Annotated in this window: 20 protein-coding genes; 15 read left to right on the forward strand and 5 right to left on the reverse strand. The window is 43.3% G+C overall.

The window, feature by feature from the left end:
• Positions 1-59: 59 nt before the first annotated feature.
• From DK188_RS12565 to DK188_RS12585, 5 genes are all read left to right on the forward strand, one after another.
• On the forward strand, positions 60-431 hold the full coding sequence (locus tag DK188_RS12565) for a BlaI/MecI/CopY family transcriptional regulator (RefSeq protein ID WP_111671173.1): 372 nt from the start codon (positions 60-62) through the stop codon (positions 429-431).
• On the forward strand, positions 431-1,804 hold the full coding sequence (locus DK188_RS21720) for a M56 family metallopeptidase (protein WP_111671174.1): 1,374 nt from the start codon (positions 431-433) through the stop codon (positions 1,802-1,804). The genes DK188_RS12565 and DK188_RS21720 overlap by 1 nt, the downstream gene beginning before the upstream one ends.
• A gap of 47 nt (positions 1,805-1,851) precedes the next feature.
• On the forward strand, positions 1,852-2,634 hold the full coding sequence (locus DK188_RS12575) for an energy transducer TonB (RefSeq protein WP_111671175.1): 783 nt from the start codon (positions 1,852-1,854) through the stop codon (positions 2,632-2,634).
• A gap of 104 nt (positions 2,635-2,738) precedes the next feature.
• Positions 2,739-3,242, forward strand: a complete 504-nt coding sequence (locus DK188_RS12580; RefSeq protein ID WP_111671176.1) for an energy transducer TonB — start codon at positions 2,739-2,741, stop codon at positions 3,240-3,242.
• 46 nt (positions 3,243-3,288) lie between these two features.
• On the forward strand, positions 3,289-3,696 hold the full coding sequence (locus DK188_RS12585) for an energy transducer TonB (protein ID WP_111671177.1): 408 nt from the start codon (positions 3,289-3,291) through the stop codon (positions 3,694-3,696).
• 84 nt (positions 3,697-3,780) lie between these two features.
• Here DK188_RS12585 and DK188_RS12590 read toward each other — a convergent pair whose 3' ends face one another.
• The gene (locus DK188_RS12590) at positions 3,781-6,321 is read right to left on the reverse strand and encodes a M14 metallopeptidase family protein (protein WP_111671178.1); all 2,541 of its coding nucleotides are present in this window, start codon (positions 6,319-6,321) and stop codon (positions 3,781-3,783) included.
• A gap of 132 nt (positions 6,322-6,453) precedes the next feature.
• Here DK188_RS12590 and DK188_RS12595 point away from each other — a divergent pair, with 132 nt between their 5' ends.
• Together DK188_RS12595 and DK188_RS12600 are read left to right on the forward strand one after the other, a co-directional pair.
• Positions 6,454-7,221, forward strand: a complete 768-nt coding sequence (locus DK188_RS12595) for a 3-keto-disaccharide hydrolase (protein ID WP_111671179.1) — start codon at positions 6,454-6,456, stop codon at positions 7,219-7,221.
• Between the two features lie 191 nt (positions 7,222-7,412).
• Positions 7,413-8,756 carry a Gfo/Idh/MocA family protein gene (locus DK188_RS12600; RefSeq protein ID WP_111671180.1) on the forward strand — a complete coding sequence of 448 codons (1,344 nt, stop codon included), beginning with the start codon at positions 7,413-7,415 and terminating at the stop codon, positions 8,754-8,756.
• 64 nt (positions 8,757-8,820) lie between these two features.
• Here the strand turns inward: DK188_RS12600 and DK188_RS12605 are convergent, their stop codons facing one another.
• Positions 8,821-9,204 carry a hypothetical protein gene (locus tag DK188_RS12605; RefSeq protein WP_111671181.1) on the reverse strand — a complete coding sequence of 128 codons (384 nt, stop codon included), beginning with the start codon at positions 9,202-9,204 and terminating at the stop codon, positions 8,821-8,823.
• Between the two features lie 364 nt (positions 9,205-9,568).
• Between DK188_RS12605 and DK188_RS12610 the strand changes: the two genes are divergently transcribed.
• From DK188_RS12610 to DK188_RS12645, 8 genes are all read left to right on the forward strand, one after another.
• The gene (locus tag DK188_RS12610; protein WP_111671182.1) at positions 9,569-11,212 is read left to right on the forward strand and encodes a TldD/PmbA family protein; all 1,644 of its coding nucleotides are present in this window, start codon (positions 9,569-9,571) and stop codon (positions 11,210-11,212) included.
• A gap of 17 nt (positions 11,213-11,229) precedes the next feature.
• Positions 11,230-12,546 (forward strand): TldD/PmbA family protein, encoded by a 1,317-nt coding sequence (locus DK188_RS12615; protein ID WP_111671183.1) that lies wholly within the window; start codon positions 11,230-11,232, stop codon positions 12,544-12,546.
• 311 nt (positions 12,547-12,857) lie between these two features.
• Positions 12,858-13,478 carry a DUF4159 domain-containing protein gene (locus DK188_RS12620; RefSeq protein ID WP_111671184.1) on the forward strand — a complete coding sequence of 207 codons (621 nt, stop codon included), beginning with the start codon at positions 12,858-12,860 and terminating at the stop codon, positions 13,476-13,478.
• Between the two features lie 6 nt (positions 13,479-13,484).
• Positions 13,485-14,477 carry an AAA family ATPase gene (locus tag DK188_RS12625; protein ID WP_111671185.1) on the forward strand — a complete coding sequence of 331 codons (993 nt, stop codon included), beginning with the start codon at positions 13,485-13,487 and terminating at the stop codon, positions 14,475-14,477.
• On the forward strand, positions 14,467-15,333 hold the full coding sequence (locus tag DK188_RS12630) for a DUF58 domain-containing protein (protein WP_111671186.1): 867 nt from the start codon (positions 14,467-14,469) through the stop codon (positions 15,331-15,333). The genes DK188_RS12625 and DK188_RS12630 overlap by 11 nt, the downstream gene beginning before the upstream one ends.
• Positions 15,333-16,490: a BatA domain-containing protein gene (locus DK188_RS12635; protein ID WP_111671187.1), complete on the forward strand. Its 1,158-nt coding sequence runs from the start codon at positions 15,333-15,335 to the stop codon at positions 16,488-16,490. The genes DK188_RS12630 and DK188_RS12635 overlap by 1 nt, the downstream gene beginning before the upstream one ends.
• Positions 16,487-18,664, forward strand: a complete 2,178-nt coding sequence (locus tag DK188_RS12640) for a hypothetical protein (RefSeq protein ID WP_111671188.1) — start codon at positions 16,487-16,489, stop codon at positions 18,662-18,664. The genes DK188_RS12635 and DK188_RS12640 overlap by 4 nt, the downstream gene beginning before the upstream one ends.
• On the forward strand, positions 18,661-20,283 hold the full coding sequence (locus tag DK188_RS12645) for a hypothetical protein (RefSeq protein ID WP_111671189.1): 1,623 nt from the start codon (positions 18,661-18,663) through the stop codon (positions 20,281-20,283). The genes DK188_RS12640 and DK188_RS12645 overlap by 4 nt, the downstream gene beginning before the upstream one ends.
• A 365-nt stretch (positions 20,284-20,648) precedes the next feature.
• Here the strand turns inward: DK188_RS12645 and DK188_RS12650 are convergent, their stop codons facing one another.
• From DK188_RS12650 to DK188_RS12660, 3 genes are all read right to left on the reverse strand, one after another.
• On the reverse strand, positions 20,649-22,031 hold the full coding sequence (locus tag DK188_RS12650; RefSeq protein WP_111671190.1) for a glycoside hydrolase family 30 protein: 1,383 nt from the start codon (positions 22,029-22,031) through the stop codon (positions 20,649-20,651).
• Positions 22,032-22,094: 63 nt separating this feature from the next.
• Positions 22,095-22,484, reverse strand: a complete 390-nt coding sequence (locus tag DK188_RS12655; protein WP_111671191.1) for a hypothetical protein — start codon at positions 22,482-22,484, stop codon at positions 22,095-22,097.
• A gap of 103 nt (positions 22,485-22,587) precedes the next feature.
• Complete coding sequence (locus tag DK188_RS12660; protein WP_111671192.1) at positions 22,588-23,091, reverse strand: DUF937 domain-containing protein; 504 nt, start codon at positions 23,089-23,091, stop codon at positions 22,588-22,590.
• Positions 23,092-23,282 lie beyond the last annotated feature (191 nt).

Here is a 23,282-nt window from a genome sequence, read left to right on the forward strand (position 1 = left end):
ACTCGTACTACTACGATAAAAACGTAGGAAAATAGGTTTTACTTTTTTACCTTACAGCTATGGAAGAACTTAACCAAAACGAAGAGCAGATCATGTCAATCTTCTGGAATCAGGGAGAATTGTTGATCAGAGATGTATTGGATCAATTGCCGGATCCAAAGCCACCCTACACCACCTTAGCCTCAACTATCAAAAACATTGAGCGAAAAGGATATCTCACCCATAGGATGTATGGTACAGTAAACATTTACAAACCAGCAGTCAATCAAGAAGACTACAGCAAAAAGAGTTTCAATCGGCTAGTCACCCATTTCTTTGGGGGCTCCGTTGGGAACTTCCTGTCCTTTATGGTCAAGGAAAAAAACATTTCCGATAAGGAAGTGAAGGACCTTCAGCAGATGATTGACAAGATGGATAACTCCAAGAAGTAATGAACTCGCTGCTGATTTATCTAGTTGAGGTTTCTATTTGCTTAGGGATCTCCTTGGTGATCTACAGAGTTCTGTTGAGTGGATTGACCTTTTTCTCCTGGAATAGGTCAATCCTTCTCAGCCTTCTAATTCTTTCGGGTTTGATTCCATTGCTCGAATTGGATTTTTTCGGTTTAGCTCCAGAGGTTACAGAAATGACCCTACCAGTATTTCTGGTAGGAGATGATGTGAATCAAGACCAAACAAGCACCTTTTCTTGGACTATGGTAATTGTATGGGGATACTTGATCGGAGCGGCATTTACAGCAGCTCGGTTGATCCTTGGATTTATCATTTCCCAAAGGCAGATCGGAAAGGCTCAAAAAATCTATCACAACAAGCATTTCATTGCCATTCATCCGGATTTTGTCCCTGCATCATTCTTTGAGTACATTCTCATGCCTGACTTCAATCCTGAAAGTTCTGAGCAAAAACAAATCATTCTCCATGAATCCATGCATGTCAGACTACGTCACAGTTGGGATCTGTTGCTGGTGAACTTTGCAAAAGTACTTTTTTGGTTTAATCCGTTGATCTATAGTTTTGAGCGATCGCTGCGAGAAATCCATGAATATCAGGCGGATCAGGGAGTCACCTACTCCTTTGCTCCTCGAGAATACGCCACACTCCTCCTGAAGTTGATTACAGCTAAACCGGGTTGGCAGTTTATGAATAACTTCAATCAATTTCAGACCAAAAAGCGGATCATCATGATGGGGAAATCAAAATCTTCTCCGATGCAACGGTTGCGTTTTTTGACCTTGATCCCTGTTATTGGGCTGTTGCTTTTTGTTTTCTCCTGTGAAAAAGAAGAAATGGAACCGGATATGGCGCGATTGGATGATTTTCCTGAAACCCTAGTAATACCCTTTGAAAATCCAGTCAATACGTTCCAAAGTCCTGATCAGGTTTTTGATATAGTAGAAGTACAGCCCAACCCTCAAGGTGGAATGGAAGGGTGGAATACTTATCTGGCATCCAATCTAAGTTATCCGCTTGAGGCCAGAGAAAAGGGAATTGAGGGAACCGTGATTGTGGTGTTTGAGATTCATCAAGATGGCTCTATCCATAATGTAGAAATTCTGAGAGGAATCGGGGGAGGAGCAGACGAAGAAGCGATCAGAGTGGTTCAAAGTTCACCCAATTGGATTCCAGGAAAGCAAAGAGGTAGAGAAGTCATCACCCGTATGAGATTGCCCATTCGCTTCCAACTTGAAAAGTTTGGCGAATCCAAATCTACCCTCACGGTGAATTCACTGAAGGATAAAAACTACGATCCATCAGGTCTTTTGCAGGAATTGGCTGTGATAGGCTATGTTCCCTCCATCGATTGAATGTAGTATGAGTTGAAAAGTCAATTTTATAACTAAACCGATTATCTATGAAACAGACAAACCCAAAAAATACAGCCTTTTTAATTTTGATTCTCTTCATCTCCATGTTCATTCAAAATGAATCTTTTGCACAAAAAAGTAATGAAGGAATCAAAATCAGTGGAAGCGTAGTAGATCAGAATGGCAAAATTGTGAAAGGCGCGGCTATTTTAATCAAAGGCACAACTTCTGGTACAGCGACTGATCTGGAAGGGAATTTTAACTTGACAGTGCCTTCTGAGTCCTCGGTTTTAGTGGTCAGTTTTGTTGATATGAAGTCGGAAGAAGTTCCTGTAGGAAAAAAGAAAAACTTTCAAATCACGCTGGAAACTGAGGCGAAAACTCGGGAACCGCAGTACCAAGTTTCTGAAGATGGCTACATGGTCCACAATCAAATCGATCAATTTCCAATACCTACTAATGGAGTAGATGAATGGAAGAAATACATGGCAAAAAATCTTACCTATCCCAAAAGCGCTAGAAATGCAAAAACGCAAGGGACTGTAATTGTAGGTTTCAAAGTCCTGGAGGATGGATCTGTGGCAAATATCGAAGTGATCCGAGGTATTGGAGGGGAGTGTGATCAGGAAGCTGTCAGAATCATAGCTGAAGGTCCTAAGTGGAATCCTGGTAAAAAAGATGAACAGGCTGTAGTAACTCAAATAAGTTTGCCTATTCGCTTTGTAATCGCTAAAGACTCAGGAATAGCCACGCTAAATCAACGAGAGGAAAAAGCAATTGCTGATCGATTCGGCAAACATGTGGTTGTGGTAGGGTATCAAGCCGATTAAACCCAAGTAAATCAATTTCAATTTAATGTTTTCTCAGTTTCATTGGATTACATCCAAAGGCTGGAAAATTCATTTTAAACTTTAACCAATAAATCCTAGAAATCATGAAGATTAACTTATTGAAAAACAGTAAAATAGCATGGATTCCTTTGTGTTTCTTGGGCCTTTTAACCTTCTCATGTGACATTGCAACTGAACCTGAAATAGAAGGACCAACACAAGTAGAAGCCAAGCAAAGCATGGGGCCAACTGATATAACTGCAAGGATCAATAATGTAGGAAAGGATGGTAAGGAGATCTTTGATGTGACCGAAGTAATGCCAGTTCCACCTGATGGAATGCAAGGCTGGAATACCTACTTGACGGAAAATTTAATTTACCCAGAAGATGCCAAAAGCCTCGGTATTGAAGGAACTGTCATTTTGATGTTTGTAGTCAATTCAGATGGTTCTGTCTCCAATGTAGAATTGGTGAGAGGAATAGGTGGTGGTGCGGATGAAGCTGCACTTGAAGTGGTGAAAAACTCTCCAGATTGGACCCCTGCAATGGAAAATGGAAAAGTTGTTAATTCACGGATGAAACTTCCCGTCCGATTCAAGTTAAGTTAACTCCCTCAAATTAAACCAACTCCAACAACTATAATACCATCTAATCATGAAAACAAAATTGATTTTCACGCTATCATTGACCCTCTTTTTTGGCCTGATCGCCAAGACAGAAGCACAAGTTACCATGTCAAAGACAGAGGGTGTCTATCAGGTAGTTCCTGACATGCCAAAACCTCCAGGTGGCAGTATGGAGTCATTTATCCAATACTTTCAGGAAAATCTGAAGTATCCGGAACTCGCTAAAGAAAAGGGAATCGAAGGATTAGTTGCGGTTTCATTTGTTGTGGGGGAAGATGGAAGTGTCAATGATGTGGTTATTCTCAGGGGGATCGGAGGTGGTTGCGACCAGGAAGCCACTAGACTGGTGAAGGAAAGTGGAACTTGGACTCCGGGAAAAATAGATGGGAAGGCAGTTGCAGTACAAATGAGATTGCCGATCCAGTTCAAACTTTAGTCAAGAGTCATGATCAATAAAAAGCCGCTGAACATACGCTCAGCGGCTTTTTTTTTAACTTTCAAATCTCAAACTTGAAATTCCTCAATCCATTTTATCCCCATGGAAAATGGCATTCAAAAACAGTTTGTTAGTGCCAAACCATGTGCCTCGGAAGTTTGGACTGTCGAAGAAATGGACGACTCTACCTTGTCCGGAAGCTGAAATCACAACACCAGCACTTTGCTTCAGCTTTTCCAGGTTGGTTTTGGAGATATATCCACCCAAGTGAGGATTAGGAGAATACTTAATTGGTGTCAAATATTTGTCAGAAGAAGGCTTGATAAAAATATCTGTGTTACGATAGACAGGGAGAGTTTTGCGATGATAGCCATAAGCTATTGGATGCGTTAAGTCCAACTCAGCCAGATAGATACTGCCTCCGACCTCTTTTGCTCCTTCAAAATCATTTCTGGTAGAAAAAGGCAAGACAGCAGGATCTTTCTCATCCTCCAGTTTGACTGCTTCCTCTTTGGTGATTCCTTTTTGATTGAGCCAAAGTGAGGCGCTTTTCATTGCGATTACTGTTCCACCACGGCTGATCCAGTCTTTCAGATGATTTACCTGCCCTTCAGAAATCGAATTGTAATTTCCCGAAGGCAAGATCAAGGTGGTGTAATCATGAAGGTTCACCCGACCAAATTGATCCAGATTCAGCTTGGTCATCGGCATTCTCAGGTGTTGATCCATTAGATTCCAGATTTCACCTGCCTCATTGGAATTTACTCCGGGCCCGACTAGCATCAGGACTTTTGGGATTTGGAGCGCTGATACCAGATTTGATCCCAAATCAATGCCTGCCAGGTTTAGGCCTGTTTGAACGGAATATACTTTCTGTCCTGTTTTGGCCGCCAGTTCTTTGAGTTTAGCAGTAACTTCCTCTGCTTTCAATTTTTGAAAGCCCATCGGGATCATCAGTGTACCCGCAGGGAAATCCACTTTTCCTTCCTGAGTTTGGGAAGAGAATGCTCGATGTACTGCTTCCACATGGATTCCGGCCTTTTGCATTTCAAAAAGCATTTTAGGGGCATAATAATCTGACCAATCTATCAGATAAGCGTATGCTTTTCCTTCCGGGAAAGTGAATTTTGGAGCTGACACTTCAGAGACTATAGTTCCGGCTTTTGCCGCAGCAGCAGTCGAAAATGGCATCCCATACGCTGCGGCCATCGTCCAAGCTGAGGCATCATAAAAGACCGAATCAGCAAACTCTTTTTCGTACTCAAACATGGTTCGCACCATTCTATACTGCTGCTGATTCGTTGGTACGATCCAAGATTTGCCCTTTTTGAAAGTCTGACCAGCTAAAGTCAAATCTGCTGAGTTTTCATAGACCTTGATCTTATGGTCAAGTAGAAACTGTACAAAAAGCCTGTTTCGGCTTTCGTCATATTCATCCCCAAAAACATAGCTTTTTGCAGCGTCTTTTCCTCCTTCTGCCACTGCACTTTCAAAGAACTCACGCAAATAATCATGCATGTAAACTCGATTATCCAAAGCCGCTTCCATGGTCGCCAAGGAGTTGACCACATGGTTTCGAATGGTGAAAGCAAAAGTGATGTCACCCCGCTGACTACTTTGCACATGTCCTCTGGAGCTAGCCGTTTCAAAAACAAGGCCTAAACCTCCATGAATGTCAGGATAGGTTGATCCATAGCCGGGATAGCTATTGTCAAAGACCTCTTTGGTCCAATACAAGCTTCCGATTTCGTCCATGTATTTCGCAAAGTATTTCGCAAATCGAGGATTGATGTCGTCGTAGTTTTTTCTTGGAACAACCGGATTTTCGGAACCAAAGGGTTTAGTCGGCTCAAAGAAATACGTACTGTTGGTCCCCATTTCATGAAAATCTGTAGTCACGTTTGGATACCATTGATGATACCAGTCCACTTTGACACGGGATTCGGGATGAGCCAATGGCAACCAATCCCGATTCAAATCAAACCAATAATGATTCGTTCTGCCTCCTGGCCAAGCCTCATTATGTTCCCGATCCAATGGATCCGCGACAGGTGGGAAGCCTTTGTTTGAATTTGCCCAAAGACTGTGACGATCGCGACCGTCAGGATTAAGTGTAGGGTCGATATGGACGACCATATTTTCACGAAGGTTCTTTGCCAAGTCCGATTGACTAGCCATGATCCAATAGGCTGTCAGCATTGCAGCCTCTGCTGAGGAAGGTTCATTGCCATGAACTCCATAGCCCAGATGAACGATAGACGGCATAGCATTCACATCAGGTTTGGGTTGGCTAGGATCTGCGAGTTGGATTTGTTTTTGTCTGATTTGCTCCAAATTGCCCATGTTTGCTGCCGAAGCTATGGTCAGAATGACTTTCGGTCGATGCTCGTGGGTATAGCCTATGGTTTGAAGTTGGGCCATTGGACTGATTTGGTCCAGCTTTTCGAAGTACTTTACAATCAGATCGTACCGCGTATGCCAGTCACCGATAGGATATCCCAGAAACTGTGAAGGTGAGGGAATGGAGGGATCGAATTTCTCCCCAGGAAAATAGTATTCTTCCTGAGCTACCGCAAGATTGCTCAGAAAAAGGGTGAAAATCAGGTAGAGTAAGTTTTTTTTCATGGTTGGTAATTTTGTGAAAAGTATAAAAGGAAAGTATCATTTCCAGCAAAAATCCATCAGCGGCTTTCCTATTCACGGCTTTTTTCCTGTAATTTATCGGGTTAACAATCCATCCCTAAAATATTCTATTGTATGAACAAGCCATTATGTATCGCATCTTTTTTGACGCTCGGACTTTCCATAAGTTCCCTGACACTGGCGCAAGAGCAAACTCCTCCAAAATTACCGCCACAAGCAACCGAGTTTTATACCCCTGTACCACCAAAGGTCACTCCTGGCGCAAACAACACTGCACCTCCATCTGATGCAATTGTATTGTTCGATGGGACAAGCCTGAATGGTTTCGTAAGTGCAAAAGAAGGCAATGGACCTGCTGAGTGGACTATTGAAAACGGGGAATTGGTCGTAGCCAAAGGAAAAGGTGACATCCAGTCCAAGCTTGCGTTTGGTGATGCGCAATACCACGTGGAATGGTCTGCTCCAACGGAGATCGTGGGTGAAGGTCAGGGACGTGGAAATTCAGGGTTTTTCCTAATGGGCATGTATGAGGTTCAGGTTTTGGATTCCTACGAAAGTAAAACCTATACCAATGGACAAGCCGGAAGTATCTACAAGCAACATCCTCCATTGGTGAATCCACTGAGAGCTCCAGGTGAGTGGAATTACTACGACATAATTTTCAAAGCTCCCCGTTTTGACAAAAATGGAATGGTCACTTCTCCAGCTACGGTTACCGTATTGATCAATGGAGTTTTGGTACAAAATAATGTGATCCTCAAAGGTCCTACCGAGTACATTGGTATCCCCAACTACAAAGCGCATCCTGAGGAATTGCCGATCAAACTGCAAGATCACGGCAATCCGGTAAGATTCAGAAATATTTGGGTCAGACCGCTTTGATTTACGAAGTACGAATTACGATTTACGAGGTCTTTAGCTGAGTCAAGCTCTTTCTCCAAATCAAACTTTTGTGAGAAAAAAGAAAGAGTTTAATCGGGTAATTTGGGTTTGATGCTCTTTTATACCTCGTAAATCGTAATTCTAAAATCGTAACTCGTATAAGTTCTACAACATTTAACCCATAACAACTCATGACATCCAGAAGACGATTTATACAAAACACCATGCTCCTAGGGGCTGGGCTGAGCATGCCGAGTGTGCTTACTGCAGCTGATTTTGGAAGATTTACACGCAGCATCGGCCCTAATGACCAAATCAATTACGGTCTCATCGGATGCAAAGGGATGGGCTGGTCTAACATGAACGCCCACCTTAAAATCCCTCAGGTCAACTGTGTCGCTTTGGCCGACGTGGACCAAAGTGTACTGGACCAGCGAACAGAAGATGTTTTCAAACTCAGAGGTACACGTCCTAAGCAATACAAGGATTACCGTAAACTGCTCGAAGACAAGGATATCGATGTGGTCATCATCGGTACGCCGGATCACTGGCACTGCCTGAATATGGTAGATGCAGTTTCCGCAGGCAAACACGTCTATGTAGAGAAGCCCATTGCCAATACCATCGAAGAGTGCCAAATCATGGTAAAAGCTCAGGAGCGCTATGGAAAAGTAGTTCAAGTAGGGCAGTGGCAGCGATCAGGTTCGCAATATGACGAAGCCATTCAATATGTCAAATCAGGAAAGCTGGGACAAATTCGTCTGGTGAAATGCTGGGCGTATCAAGGTTGGATGAAGCCGGTTCCGGTCGTGCCAAATGGTCCTGCTCCGGCTGGTGTCGACTACGACATGTGGCTAGGTCCGGCTCCAAAGAGAGAATTTAATGCCAACCGATTCCATTTCAATTTCCGATGGTTCTGGGATTATGCAGGGGGATTGATGACCGATTGGGGAGTCCATGAGATTGATATTGCGCTTTTTGCTATGGGCGTAAGTGCTCCCAAATCAGTAATGGCTTCCGGTGGAAAATTTGCTTATCCGGATGATGCATCTGAAACTCCGGACACGCTTCAGACGGTGTATGAATACGAAGGCTTCAATATGCTTTGGGAACATGCAACTGGCATCGATGGAGGAAACTACGGAGCTACAGAAGGTATAGCTTTCATTGGAAACAATTCCACTTTGGTTGTCAATCGAGGTGGCTGGAAAGTAATCCCAGAAACCGAAAATGTGGATGGACAGCGTAAACCAAAAGTGGAAGAGGTACCTCACACTCGACCTCAAGGTCCGTCTGCTTTGGATCTCCATGCGGTCAACTTCGTGGAAGCGATGACTGCCAATGATCCGAAACTGCTTAAATGCGCGATTCAAACCGGTTCGGTAGCAGCGATCAACGCCCAAATGGGAAATATTGCTTACAAGACTGGAAAGAAAGTTTACTGGGATGCGGGGAAAAATATGTTCACCGACTCAGAAGCCAATCAGCTGATGAAAGCCAATTATCATAATGGCTGGAATGTGCCGAAAGTGTAAGGATTTACGAATTTAGATTCACGATTTACGAGCCCTCCGAAGAGATTTGGAGGGTTTTTTCATTTTAGCTTGGAATAATCCCCAATCGCACCACCATCATTCCAGGTTCCAAGGATAATTTCTCAATTGTAAATTCCTGAGTGGCTATCTTTTCTTTCTCAGGAAGAAACGAAAATGGATCGATTTCAAATCGCTTCTGCTTTTTATCCCAGATTATTCCTTCTTTTTCCAGTTTGACAAACCAGTTTACCGCCAGATTTTTCCAAAACCCCAAGTCATACCCAATCACAAAAGTTCGTGCCGTATATTCCAAAAGCCTACAGGATACTGTGGCCTTGGGATGATGGACGAGAAATTCATCGAGCCCCGTAATTTCAAATTTCACTTCCGATTCACCGTTTTTTTCTATAAAAAATTGAAGTTCTTTTTCAGATAATCTGATTTCCATGGTAGTACAATTAGGTATTAAAAATGCATGAGATGTTCTCAAACCAGAACTTTTCCAACGAATTCAACCCAAGTCCAGTTCAACTCTTTTAGTTTGGGAGGTAGTTTTTGGTCTTTTAATTTAGACTGATAGGCTTTTGACAGTTTTTTGGTTCAATTAACCTAGGCCCGGAGAAAATGATCCAAAAATGTCCGGTTTTGCAAATTCTGAAAACCAAGATTCGGTGTTTTATCGATTCAAACTGAATTTTCCCCACCAATTAAACCCATTTACCACCATTGTAACAATCCCATTGAATCCCGTGAAGAATAGGATTACATTTAAAGCATATAGAAAATAAACTAACCATTAAACAAGCGATCCATTGAACAGAAGAGATTTTATCCACCTTTCAGGGCTTGGATTGGGAGCGATGATGACTCCCGGTCTGGTTGCCTTTAGTCAGCCTGTCTCTGCTGAGCACTTGCTCATGCCGGGGATGGATGCCGCCGCCAAAAAACTCCTTGCGGATGTGGCACTAAATACGACCAAATCCCTTGGTGCCACTTACACCGATGTAAGAATCGGTCGTTACCTGCAGCAGTTTCTTTTCACCCGAGAGAAAAATGTGCAGGGAATCACCAATGCAGAGTCCTTTGGCGTAGGTATCCGTGTCATTGCCAACGGTACCTGGGGCTTTTCCGCTACTTCCGACGTGACTCCTGATGGGATCAAAAAATGCGCGGAGACTGCCGTAGCAATCGCCAAGGCCAATTCCAAATTACAAAGCGAGCCAGTAGTCCTAGCTCCTGTGGAGTCGTACGGCGAGGTGAGCTGGAAGACGCCGATCAAGAAAAATGCCATGGAAGTGCCGGTCAAAGACAAAATTGACCTATTGCTTTCTGTGAATAATGCCGCCTTGGATAACGGTGCGGCCTTTGTCAATTCGGCCTTATTTATGGTCAACGAGCAGAAGTATTTTGCATCCACCGATGGTTCATACATTGATCAGGACATTCACAGGATCTGGCCAAACTTTACCGTCACGGCCGTCAACAGACAAGAGGGAGTATTCCGCTCCCGTCAGGCGCTCAGTGCTCCCATGGGTATGGGATATGAATACTTAGATGGAATCGCATCTGAAAAATTCATGAATCCAGCCGGATTCAATAGCTATAAAAATAGCTATGATATGGTCGAAGACGCTGTCGCTGCTGCGAAACATGCCAAAGAAAAACTGACTGCCAAGTCTGTTCTTCCAGGCAAATATGACTTGATGCTGGATCCTGATCACTTGGGATTGACCATTCACGAGTCAGTAGGTCACCCGCTTGAGCTCGACCGCGTGTTGGGCTACGAAGCGAATTATGCAGGTACCAGCTTTGCCACTTTGGACAAATGGAAATCAGGTGATTTCAAATACGGTTCGGACAAGGTCAACATTGTCGCTGACAAAATCCAGCCAAATTCCCTTGGAAACGTGGGTTGGGATGATGAAGGTGTGAAAGCCAAAGAGTGGGATTTGATTAAGAATGGTGTCTTAGTGAATTACCAGGCGATCCGTGATCAGGCTAAAATCATCGACGAGAAAGAATCGCACGGTTGCTGCTTTGCAGACAATTGGTCTTCGGTTCAGTTTCAGCGTATGCCAAACGTTTCTCTGAAACCAGGCGAAGAGAAAATGAGTCCACACGACATGATCAAAGACATCGAAAAAGGAATCTACATCATCGGTCGTGGTTCATATTCTATCGATCAGCAGCGGTATAATTTCCAATTTGGTGGTCAGCTTTTCTACGAAATCAAAAACGGAGAAATCGCCGGAATGCTCGAAGACGTGGCCTATCAGTCCAATACTCAGGAATTTTGGAACAGCTGCTCAGCTGTTTGTGACAAAGACGACTACCGATTGTTTGGGTCTTTCTTTGACGGAAAAGGTCAGCCATCTCAGGTTTCCGCAGTTTCTCACGGTAGCCCAACTACCCGTTTCGACGGAGTCAATGTCATCAATACAGGTAGAAACATTTAATTCTGAACATCATTACTATGGCTATACTAACTCAAGAAGAGGCTAAAGCGATTATTGATAAAGTTTTGTCCTATGCAAAAGCCGATGAAACCGAGGTTTCGATCCGTGGTGGACGCACAGGCAATATTCGCTACGCTAGAAATACAGTAAATACCAGCGGTGAAACGAATGAGATCAGTCTCAGCATCACTTCTGTATATGGAAAAAAATCAGGCTCTACCAGCATCAATGAACTGGATGATGAGTCTTTGAAAAGAGCAGTGGCACGTGCAGAAGAAATAGCTGCCTTGGCTCCCGAAAATCCAGAATATATGCCGATGCTCGGTCCTCAAAACTATGGTGCATCCAAGACTTTTGCCAAGGCTACCGACTCCATCAACCCCGATTATAGAGCTCAATTGGCAGTGGACAGCATCAAGCCCTGTGTAGAAAACAATCTGACTGCTGCAGGGTATTTGGAGGACTTCTCCGGATTTGTGGCTACTGGCAACAGCAAAGGGCTTTTTGGCTACAATCAAAGCACTTCAGTTGATTTCACGGTGACTGTTCGTTCCGCTGATGGAACAGGTTCAGGCTACGCAGGTCGCGACTTCAACGATGCTGGCTTACTCAAAGCAGGTGAAGTGACCAATGTCGCTGCGCAAAAAGCAATGGCCTCTGTCAATGCACAGGCGATTGAGCCTGGAAAATATACAGTGATCCTAGAGCCAATGGCTGCAAATGATTTGCTGAGACTACTTGCTTCAGGTATGGATGCTCGAAGTGCTGACGAGGGAAGAAGTTTCTTGAGCAAAAAGGGGGGTGGAACCAAAATCGGGGAAAAGCTATTCGACGAGCGGGTGACCATCTATTCTGATCCGGCACATCCTGAGATTCCATCGGCACCTTGGTCGGGCGAAGGTTTTCCATTGGAGAAAACCACCTGGGTAGAGAACGGTGTCGTTAAAAACATGTTCTATTCCCGCTATTGGGCAGAAAAGCAAGGTGTACAACCAGTTCCTAGACCTCAAGGATTTATTTTCGAGGGTGGAGATCAATCATTAGCTGATATGATCCGAAATACGGAACGGGGAGTTTTGGTCACTAGATTCTGGTATATCCGGGCAGTAGATCCGCAGACTTTGCTCTATACAGGCTTAACCCGAGACGGTACTTTCTACATCGAAGACGGTAAAATCAAATTCCCGGTGAAAAACTTCCGCTTCAACGAAAGTCCAATCATCATGCTCAATAACATTGAAGCAATGGGCAAACCTGAACGGACCAGCGGGAATATGGTCCCTCCGATGAAAATCCGAGACTTTACGTTTACCAGTTTGTCGGACGCTGTTTAATTCAGTGGGCAGTATTGTGTGGTCAGTTGGCAGTTTTGATACTGCTAACTGATCATTTATTCAAATAATTATTTACTCGAATGTTGGGTGTGTCACCCTGAGTACCTTACAGACGTGAGTCTGGAAGTTCGAAGTGTGATTCCACTGTTATTTAATTAACAAAGCTTCGAACTTCCCAACTCTCGTTGGTAAAGTGCTCAGCATTACAAATGTGTCTGCAAATTTTCTATTTAGACAGATCACACTTCGACTAATCTCTGCAAACTGCGACTGCCAACTGTAAACTGATCACTGTAAACTGCGACTGCCAACTGAAAACTTCAACCTTCTTCTTCACTCGCCTCAAGTACAACTCCGGCAATTGGGATACGGATCAGCGCATGCCTTCCAATCTTCTCAATAGCCTGGTCGAGTATACTACGATTCCGGTGGATGAAAAGGAAAAGATCGTCGAACTCAGCAGTGAGGAAATCTTTAAAAGTCCTTTTTGCTACCTCAGTGGACATAAGTTGGTGGAGTTTTCTCAGGAAGAACGGAAAAATTTCAAAACCTATGTCGAGCAGGGTGGGTTTGTGTTTGTAGACGACTGCAATCATGACATTGACGGTCTTTTTGCCAAGTCCTTCGAGGAAGAAATGAGTCGGACTTTTGGCCAGGATGCGCTTCAAAAAATTCCCAATGACCACTGGATTTACCGCTGTTTCTTCGAGTTTGAAGACGGACCTCCTGCGACTTCCTTTGAATTGAATGGGTGGGGAGATGACCTTGTTCATGATTATCTCAAAGCCATTGAGATCAACGGTCGAATCGGAGTCCTCTACAGCAACAAAGATTACGGTTGCGAATGGGATTACGACTTTCGAAATAAGCGATTTCTAAAAATTGACAACACCCGATTTGGTGTAAATATCGTGGTGTATGCTTTAACCTAAAACCTATTGGAAACTGACCTAAAACACTACCAAAATCTGGTAGATAAGCTTCCCAAGCTGAAAAAAGAAATTGCCAAGGTCATCGTCGGTCAAGAAGAAGTACTGGACGAGGTGATCATAACCTTACTTGCTGGTGGGCACTGCCTGCTCGAAGGAGTTCCTGGATTGGCAAAAACACTGATGGTGAAGACCATTTCTGAAGTGATGGAAATGTCTTTTAAGCGGATTCAGTTTACTCCGGATCTAATGCCCGGAGATATTATCGGTACGGAGATTCTGGAAGAGGATCACAGCACCGGAAAGAAGTTTTTCCAGTTTTCGCAAGGGCCAATTTTTGCAAATATGGTCTTGGCTGACGAAATCAACCGAACTCCGCCCAAAACCCAGGCTGCGCTTCTGGAAGCTATGCAGGAAAAAATGGTCACTTATGGAGGTAAAAATTACGCCTTGCCTAATCCATTTTTGATCATCGCTACGCAAAACCCGATCGAGCAAAGCGGTACTTATCCACTTCCGGAGGCTCAGTTAGACCGCTTTTTACTCTATATCAAACTGGGATATCCCAGCGAGCAGGAAGAGCTGGAAGTCCTCGAAAAAACCACAGGAATCTACAAACCGGAGATCAATAAAATCATTTCTGCTGGGGAAATCATCCAACTACAGCAACTGACGCGTGAAGTTCATTTGGATTCAGCGCTGTTGTCTTACATCACTCGATTGATTCGAGCGACTCGGTTGGAAAACTCAACTGTTCCAGAAGTAAAATCTTATGTAGAATGGGGTGCTGGAACCCGTGCTGGTCAGTCTTTGATCCTCTGTGCCAAAGCTCGGGCAATACTCAAAGGACGCTATTCGGTAATTCCTGAGGATATTAAAAGCTTAGCTTTTCCTGTGCTTAGACACCGGATTTCGCTTCACTTCAAAGCTGAAGCGGAGCAAATTGATACCGATTTCATCATTTCAAAACTAGTCGAACAAGTTCCGGTTCATGCCAAGTAATCTGGAGATCATCAAGCTTAATGACTTGCGCCTTTCTGCCAAGCTCGTCAGCGAACAGCTGCGGCAAGGCATCCATTCGGGCATCCGTGTAGGAGTGGGGAGTGAGTTTGAGCAATACCGGCATTATCGACCGGGTGATGATCTCAAGCGGATAGACTGGAAGTATTTTTCCCGTTCCGGAAAGTACATGGTCAAGGAATCTACCACCGAAAGTAATCTGCACATCAGTTTGATTTTGGATTTGTCCGGATCAATGAATTATGCTGAAAATGACTATTCAAGACTGGATTATGCGAAAAATCTCTTGGCATCTCTGGCTTATTTGGCCTATTTACAAGGCGATTCCTTGAGCTATTATACCTTGAAAGAAGGGGAGTTCACCCAAAAAGTCGCTCCAACTCCCAAGAGCTTTCAGCGGATTTTGTATCATTTGGAACTGGAAAAAGCGTCAGGGACTTGGCCTTTGGATTCGCCTCAGCCTGCGTTGCCGATGGACCGAAATAGGGAATTGATCGTATGGGTATCTGATTTTCTTCAGAAAAATGAAGAGTGGGAAAATCTCGTGGAAAAATTCCGTCACCCTCGAAAAGAACTCATGCTTGTTCAGCTTTTGGGTGAACAAGAACTTGACTTCAATCTTCAAGGAAATCTCATTTTCAGAGACTTGGAAACTGGTAGAGAAATGGTGAGAGACGGGCAGGCTTTGAAATCCGAGTTCAAGAAGAACTTCCAATCCTATTTGGATCATTTGGATGCAAGGTTCCAGCAACCTCAAGTTCATCTATTGCGCGAATCAATTCAGACACCACTGGCGACGCTTGCTCGGAAGATTTTGAATCTTAAAAAACTGTCCTAATGGAGTTCTTGCAGCCAATTTACTTTTGGGGATTAGCCGGAATATCCATTCCGATACTCATTCATCTTTGGAATGGACGTCGGGGGAAAGTCTTGGACTGGGCTGCTATGAACTGGTTGAATGCTCAGGAATCACAATCCAGTCGGTCCTTTAAGCTGGAGCATTTGCTTCTTTCGATGCTTCGGATTTTGATCTTTTGTATTTTGATCTTGCTTGCAGTGGGATTGTGGTTTGATTTTTTGGAAAAAAATGAATCAAAAGCCACTATTCATCTTGTACTTCCAAATCCCGAAGTGGAAGCTGAATTTCGCTTTGAAATTGAACAGGCTTTAGAAAAAGGAGAGCAAGTTTTTTGGTTGGCTGAAGGATTGCCAGAATATGAGGCTGAACAAATTCCTGAGGAAAATCCAAAAGAGTATGATTTTCAAAAAGCCTTTGATTTGCTACCAAGGCATTTGGATTCGCTTCACATTTATTCTTCAGGTTTAGAAAATGACTTCGGTTCAAATGCACTATTTGTGCCTAGTATCCCCATTTTTCACGTTTCCACTCTGGATAAAAGGAGTTTTTCGAAAGCCAGAATTGGAGTGGATTCGATGCGATTTCTTTCCGTGAATGAATTGGGCTTGCTTCAATTAGACTCGGCGGATCGAAATGCAGATCTGGTATTTTCAGGACCAATTGATTATAGTTTTTCTTTGGAAAATCTAGAGAAACGAGATGAAATAATGGCCGCGTTTGAAGCGATTGAAGATGTTCATGGATTGTCTTTTTCCGAAGTTTCGGAAGGAGGAAAATTGGTGCTAACCGATCAAATTCCTGAAATTCTTTCCAAGAAAAAACTCTATTTACTTTTGGAGTCAGAAGATCGGATTTTACCACAAAATGTAATAAATCTAGAAAATCAGGCAGGTTTGACCTGGGCGGAAGTGATCGAAAAAGGTCTTCTCCCGGAATTAATCTTAGAACCAATGGTTGACTTTCTAGGGATTCAACCCTTGGAAAAAAGGTTAACAATCAATCAACTGGAACAACGATTTGTCCAAATTCCTGAATCAAAGATGGCCATATTGCCAAATTCTGCGGTTCTTCTTTTGGTGCTTTTCCTGATCCTTTACGGCGTAGAACGCTATTACGCTTACCGACTAAATCTGTGAATAAACTCAAGCAATCCATACGGTCTCTAGAGTTGCAATTGCAGCTGAATGCCTTGGCAAAAGCTTTGGTGTTGGGGACATTTCTTGGGTTTTTGGCTTGGGTCTTTGGAATTCAATTGTGGATTGCTTTAGGACTTTTTCTTACGGGCACCTTCGTTTTTGCTTGGTTTTTTGGAGCATTCCAAAATCAGCGAAAATTGGCTGTTCAGCTTTTGCATCAGGAAGTGAAAGGTTTAGAATTCAGCCTCGAACTCCTAAATAAACCAGCTTTCAGCATTGCAGACCAACTTCAACTTGAACGAATTTCGGACCGAATTCCACCTAAGATATGGGTGATTCAGCGGGGATTGGTTCCGTATGTTTTGGGCTTTGGATTCTTGGTTTTGGTTTACTTCGGATCTGGATTTCTTGATTTTTCTAAATCTGTGAACAATCCTGAAGATCAATTTGAATTGGCTGAAACAGTCGCTCTGACAGAAGCTATTCAGGTAGTGAACTTTAGCCAAACTCAATTGACTATTCAGCCACCACCTTATACCAAAATCCCTAAATCCGTCCAGCAAGAATTAGAAGCCAAAGCAATCAAAGGTTCGCGATTGACTTGGGAAATTGATTTTTCAGGCGATTCCGTATTGGAAGTTTTTCTCGTGAATTCCACTGGCGAGAAGCTCTCCTTTTCTCAAAATGACCGAGGATTCGAACTTTCGGAAGAACTGAGTAATTCAGGAATTTACTCGATCCATGCCTTTCGCGATAGCGTACAGGTATTTGAAAGTGACTTTTACACACTCGAGGCAATATCGGATCAAAGTCCTCAAATCATTCCTGAAGAAAAAGAAATCTACCGATATCATTTTCAGAAAAATGCTTCTTTTCTAAATCTAAAGGCAAAGATCAGCGATGATTTTCAGGTAAATGAGGTCTATTTGGTAGCTACATTGGCAAGAGGAAAAGGCGAAAATGTGAAGTTTCGTGAAACACGATTTCCTGTTTTGACCCAAGCTTTCAGAGAGAAAGAAGCAAACTACAAACTTGATTTCAAGGCCTTGGATTTCCAACCCGGTGACGAACTCTATTACTACTGGGCCGCTGAAGATAACAAAGAACCTGAGGCCAACCTTTCCCGCACGGACACCTATTTCATCAAATTCGTCGACGAAAATGACCAAAGCGATGCTGCTTTAGAAGGCATGGTGGTCCAGTTTCTTCCGGAGTATTTTCGTAGTCAGCGTCAAATTATCATTGATACTGAAAAACTAATAGCCGAAAAATCGAAGAAAACCGAGAAAGAATTCGGGTTCACCTCGAATGAAATCGGATACGATCAGAAGCTTCTTCGGCTTCGCTATGGGCAATACATGGGCGAGGAATTTGAATCGGATGCTGGCGGTGGGACAACAGAAGAAGGTGGCGATCTACTCATCGGATATATGCATTTGCACGATCAGGAAGGGGAAAATGAAGTAGTGGTAGTAGAGTCGCATGAAGGCCATTCGCATGAAGAGGAACAGCCCGCAGAAACTTCCTCATCAGGGGGAGGGATTGAAAGTTTACTGAGTGAGTACATGCATGCGCATGATTCAGAGGAAGTCAACACGTATTTTGAGCAGTCCACCAAAGGAGCGCTGAAAGGAGCTTTGGAGCAAATGTGGCAGGCAGAGCTGTATTTGCGGCTTTTCGAACCTGAAAAGTCACTTCCTTTTCAGTACAAGGCACTGGAACTACTGAAAACAGTACAACAAAAATCACGGGTCTACGTGAAGCGGACGGGCTACGATCCCCCTCCAATCAAGGAAACTGAAAAGCGACTCACAGGTGAATTAAAGGACTTGGATGCCCGTTTGCAAAAAGAGTTGGTCGAATTGGAAAAGCAAATCGAACCGCTAGCATCAGAGGTTTTGGGAATGCTTCTCAGATCTGAACTGACAGTAAGCGATAGACAAACTGTGCACGAACTCGGAGAAATCTGGAGTCGACGCATGGAATACACCGGGCTGAACGATTTGAAATTGCTTTTGCATTTGCAGGAACTTGAATCAGGGAAATTGGACCAACGTGGAAGAAATGAGTTGAGAGAAAAACTTTATCCTTTTGCAGGCAGCTATAAGCAGACCGGTGCGTCCTATTTGTCTCCAAATTCATTGAAAGACTCATTTCGGAGGAAAATACAATGATGGAATTTAATCCCATGACTTCTCTGCCGATGCTGATCGGGATTTTGGTATTAACAGCTTTGGCTGGTGGAATTCCTATTCTTTTTCAATTAAAAAGTGGAATTGCATCTGGGAAAATCTGGATCAAATCAGGATTGCTATCCCTGTTTTTGTTGTTTTTCGGGCTTTTTCTCCTTCAGCCGAGCAGACTTGTTTCCGAAGATGATGACTCAGTTTTGGTTTTTTCGGATGAAGTTGACCGCGAGTTAATTCGGTTTTGGCAGGATAGTTTGGAGATCAAAAAAGCAGTTTCAATTGATGATTATCAGGAGTCTGGTCAGCAAGTGTTTTTATTGGGAGAATATTTTTCTAAGGAATCACTTTACCCAGTTCGAAATCAAAATCTCAACTGGATTTTGCCTGAAAATGATCAACAAATCAGCGATTTAGCATGGAAAGGCTATGTCAGGAAAGGGGAGAAGCAAAGACTGCAGTACCGTATTTTTTCTGAAAAAGACAGTGCAAAGCTCAATTTGCAACAAGGTGAAATCGAACTGTCCAAAATCATTCTGGCCAAGGGTTGGAATGCTGGCGAACTCGAATTTCAAACCGCTGGGCAAGGGAAGGTTGAGATTCCGCTTCTGGTGGATGGTGATTCTCTGGCAATTTTGAGATATTTTGTCGGTCCGGCTGTTCCCAAAAAATACCATTTTCAGTTTTCATTTCCCGGGCAGGAAGTGCGGGTGCTGAGTCAATGGCTGGAGAGCAAAGGTGAAACAGTAAGTCAGGAGATCCAACTTTCCCGGGCAACTGTTTTGGAAGGTGGAAATGCTAATTCCGATTCACTGCAAATTCGACTGATTGATCCGCAGCAATTGGAGTTGAAGGAAGTTCAGGATTGGGTAAAAACGTCAGAGGGTGCATTGGTAATTATGAACCTGAACAAACCCGAAGAAACAGTAAATCAAATCAACCGCCTGTTTGGAACGGATTTTCAATTGCAGCGAACTGAACAAAATGAAAGCAGAATCCTTGAAAATCAACTGGAAGTTGCCCCCTTTAGGTGGGTAGAAAAGCCCAGGCAAAAATTATTTGGAGCAGATGCCATCGCTGTTCAGCGGACAGGGGATGTTCAGATCGCAATCAGCCTCTATGCGGCTACATTTCCTAAGTTTCTTAAGGGAGATGAAACAGGCTATGAAACCATTTGGGGAGAACTTTTTGGTGCCTTGGAACCTTCCGAACCACAATCTTGGAAATTTACAGCGCCGGTCTTGTCCGGTTTTTCTACAGAAATCCAATTGAATAAATCAGACAGTATTCCGGAGTGGATTTACAGCCAGTCGGATTCTATGAATCTGGTCAGGGCATTGATTAATCCTTTTTTGGCAAAAGGAGATTTCCAGTCAGATTCCGCTGGCTGGGTTGATTTTCGGGATGACTTTTCAGTCTATGTTTATGGAAAAGGGGAATTGCCAAGTCTGCATGCTTCGGCTTTATTGACACCTATGACTTTTGAATCTGCAGAAAGTGAGGCTACTCTAGGTTCTTTCTATGCGAAAATTTCCAATTGGGTTTGGTTGATTGGAATGATGCTGAGTTTGGGTTTGATGTGGCTGGAACCGAAGATTTCTTTTTAAATTTTTCACCAAGGAGTTCACGAAGGTTAAATGAGCGTGCGCAGAGGGTTTTCCCGCAAAGGCACAAAGTCGCGAAGCGTTTACAAGTTGGCGTTGAGGTGAATTTTTCGCAAGTCTTCAGACCTGTCTTGCCGTCAGGCAGGCTTGTGTTTATCAAAATGCAGTTTTTGACTGCTTGATCGAAAGAGTTTGAAAAGCTTCCTTACCGGGAGGTTAATCTGAAGACCGCATAATCGTGAGTCCAAGACGGAAGTCTTGAACCACTTGGCCTCCAACCTCCTTTTTACCCATTCAGCTTTGGTAAAAAACCCTTGCGTTCCTTGGCGAACTTCGTGGTAAAAACCACTAGCTTCAAATAAATCTTCCTACCAAATCCAAGTTCCCGTCGCTCCAGGATTGAGTTCTGCTAGGAAGATCTTTTCCTTATCTACGATTTGGAAGCTGATCGGATTTTTGGCGTCATTGAGTGCGATAAGGACTTTTTTGCCGTCAGGCCTAAGGAAAACTACATTAGGAAGACCTTCAAATAGGTTGCTATCTATCCTTGCCGATCCCGGGTCTACAAATTTACTTGCATGTGCTATGACGTAATACGCTGGATTTCGGGATACTGAATCCCCATCGACGGTCACAGCGCCAAGGCATTGGCTGCATCCGCCACGATCAGTGAATGGGGTAAGTTCGGGATTGGAGGTCAGATTCCATTCCAAAACCGTCTTGGCCCAATTGCGGGAAGCACCGATAATCAGGTTTTTGATATGCCAGGGCATGTCCCCTTTCAAACTTCCCGGCGCTCCGATCCACTGCTCAGTGAAATATATGTTCTTGTCCGGAAATGCCTGGTGCACTTCAGACAGTGCATCGATTTCTCCTCCATAGAGGTGGAAGGCCGACCCATCAATAAATGGATTTGCCAAGGAATCAGAGAGCACTGTAATCGGATAATCCGGTCGGTCGGCATTGTGATCGTAAATCAGGATTTTTGTTTTGATGTCATTTTCTGCGAAAGCGGGACCCAAATGGACGCCTATGAATCTGGCCTGCTGCTCAGGAAGCATCAAAAGTGATGGATTATTTCCAGGATGAAGGGGTTCATTCTGAATGGTCAAGGCATCGATCTCAATACCTTCTGCTTTCATTGCTTTGATGTAATTCACCAAATAGCAGGCATAAACACCTTCAAATTCTTCCAATAGTGATCCTCCTCGGGTATCTTTAGAATCCTTCATCCATTTGGGCGGTGACCAGGGAGAAGCCATCAATTTGAGGTCTGGATTGATGATAAGAATCTGCTTCAAAACCGGAATTACATCCAAAGTGTCGTAACTCAGACTGAAGTTTTCCAATGCTGGGTCAGTGGCCAAAGAATCAGCAAGGTCATTGTACGAAAATGGAAATTCGTTCAGGTCAGAAGCGGCTACTGCCAGCCTGAGATAGGAAATGCGAATGTCAGTATCATTTTTACCAAACAGTTCTCCCAACAAAGCAGCCCTTGCCGAGTCACTCATCTCCAGAAGATGTTTGGCACTCCCTTGACTCAGGGTAAATCCAAATCCATCCATAAGCTGGAAGCTGGTTTCAGCATCGACGATTAATTGCAGCTCCGTTTCCGAATTTGGTTCTGAATTAATTTGCTTTTGAAGCAGGATATTAGCTTGGGGATCAGTCAGCCAAAATTCAATGTTGCCTTTTGGTTTTGAGCAGGAAAAACAAAGGGAGAGGAGGAGGAAGCTGAGGAGTTTTCTCATGAATTTGAGGCAAATAAAAAGCCCTGGAAATGTTCCAAGGCTTCAAAGTGAATCAAAAAGACGTCAGAATGCAAGCGCGGCGAGTCCTAATTTGGATTTGAGCGGATTGATTCCTTTCAGAACATTTCCCAAATACTTGTTGGCTAGATCACTTCCAAGTAAGTCAGTCAGAAACTTCGTTCTGCTATTTTTAAGATTTAGAATACTTGATTTTTTCTTGTCTTCCGAATCGGTGCCTGAAGTGATTTTAAACAATTGATCTACAAATGACTTGTTGTTGCTTTTGAGTTTAGTTGTTTGATCTCCGGAGAGATTGAGGCCGTTGGTATTGTCCAAAATCCCTAAAACTTGCTTTGAAATGTCGCCTGTGGGGAGTTTGGGGATCTGAGCATGTGCAGCAAAGGCCATCAAAAACATGATCAAAAAGGCAGAGAGAAATTTAGAAGCATTCATACGTTTGATTTTTAAAATGTAGTAAAATTTAATCCATTTGTATTGTATTGAAAACTGTAAACTAATGATAGGCAAATTTTTGTCTAAAGCGGAGAACTAATTCCTATTTAAATAGACCTTTTCCCATATTCATCAATCCACCCAGATCAAAACCATCCCCTTTAGTTCCGCCACCTAGAAGACTTCCCATGATCGATTCCAATCCTCCGCCGGTACCTTCTCCCTGAAGGGATTTGGCGATGGAAGACATGATATCTTCATTGTCCTGAGGTGCGTCGTTTACTTTTTTATTGAAGAAATTCATTAAAAGTGGAAGGGCTGCTGCTGCCATGCTCATCGCCTGCTGGGAGTCGATCCCCAATTTTTCTATCAGTCCATTTGACAGATCGCCTGATAAGTTATTGACCACCGCACTGTTGGCAGGAGTTTCCCTTCCGGAAAACATTTCTTTCACTGCTTCTGTATTTCCGGATTTTGCCTGCTTTTGGAGAAGAGATCCCATAATGTCTTCTATGGCACTCGCTGCACCTGGTCCTGCATTAGCTCCTGATTTGGCCAATGCTTCCTGCAAGGGTCCTTCAGCCATTTTTAATAGTTTATCCAGCATTTTTATTGGGTTTTGGTTAATTCAAATTAGGCATTCTAAAGTTGAAAAGTTTTAATCCCATATTAATTTTTTCAAAACTCGGGTTCAGAATAAGTATCAAAGAAATAGTCTGAAGTCTTTTTTTACAATGTTTTCAGATGGGTTCCAATTCGACTTACAATTGTCCTACATTTGTGCAGCATTTTGAAATC

Origin of the sequence: Algoriphagus litoralis, from assembly GCF_003259255.1 — a bacterium.
In the GTDB taxonomy this organism is placed as follows: domain Bacteria; phylum Bacteroidota; class Bacteroidia; order Cytophagales; family Cyclobacteriaceae; genus Algoriphagus; species Algoriphagus litoralis.

Bases quoted from the DNA above. Each gene is read 5' to 3' on its own strand.
- DK188_RS12585 (WP_111671177.1), top strand. From the start codon at position 3,289: ATGAAAACAAAATTGATTTTCACGCTATCATTGACCCTCTTTTTTGGC.
- DK188_RS12590 (WP_111671178.1), bottom strand. From the start codon at position 6,321: ATGAAAAAAAACTTACTCTACCTGATTTTCACCCTTTTTCTGAGCAAT.
- DK188_RS12660 (WP_111671192.1), bottom strand. From the start codon at position 23,091: ATGCTGGATAAACTATTAAAAATGGCTGAAGGACCCTTGCAGGAAGCA.
- DK188_RS12615 (WP_111671183.1), top strand. From the start codon at position 11,230: ATGGCTATACTAACTCAAGAAGAGGCTAAAGCGATTATTGATAAAGTT.
- DK188_RS12655 (WP_111671191.1), bottom strand. From the start codon at position 22,484: ATGAATGCTTCTAAATTTCTCTCTGCCTTTTTGATCATGTTTTTGATG.
- DK188_RS12595 (WP_111671179.1), top strand. From the start codon at position 6,454: ATGAACAAGCCATTATGTATCGCATCTTTTTTGACGCTCGGACTTTCC.
- DK188_RS21720 (WP_111671174.1), top strand. From the start codon at position 431: ATGAACTCGCTGCTGATTTATCTAGTTGAGGTTTCTATTTGCTTAGGG.
- DK188_RS12605 (WP_111671181.1), bottom strand. From the start codon at position 9,204: ATGGAAATCAGATTATCTGAAAAAGAACTTCAATTTTTTATAGAAAAA.
- DK188_RS12580 (WP_111671176.1), top strand. From the start codon at position 2,739: ATGAAGATTAACTTATTGAAAAACAGTAAAATAGCATGGATTCCTTTG.
- DK188_RS12635 (WP_111671187.1), top strand. From the start codon at position 15,333: ATGGAGTTCTTGCAGCCAATTTACTTTTGGGGATTAGCCGGAATATCC.
- DK188_RS12645 (WP_111671189.1), top strand. From the start codon at position 18,661: ATGATGGAATTTAATCCCATGACTTCTCTGCCGATGCTGATCGGGATT.
- DK188_RS12630 (WP_111671186.1), top strand. From the start codon at position 14,467: ATGCCAAGTAATCTGGAGATCATCAAGCTTAATGACTTGCGCCTTTCT.
- DK188_RS12575 (WP_111671175.1), top strand. From the start codon at position 1,852: ATGAAACAGACAAACCCAAAAAATACAGCCTTTTTAATTTTGATTCTC.
- DK188_RS12565 (WP_111671173.1), top strand. From the start codon at position 60: ATGGAAGAACTTAACCAAAACGAAGAGCAGATCATGTCAATCTTCTGG.
- DK188_RS12650 (WP_111671190.1), bottom strand. From the start codon at position 22,031: ATGAGAAAACTCCTCAGCTTCCTCCTCCTCTCCCTTTGTTTTTCCTGC.
- DK188_RS12600 (WP_111671180.1), top strand. From the start codon at position 7,413: ATGACATCCAGAAGACGATTTATACAAAACACCATGCTCCTAGGGGCT.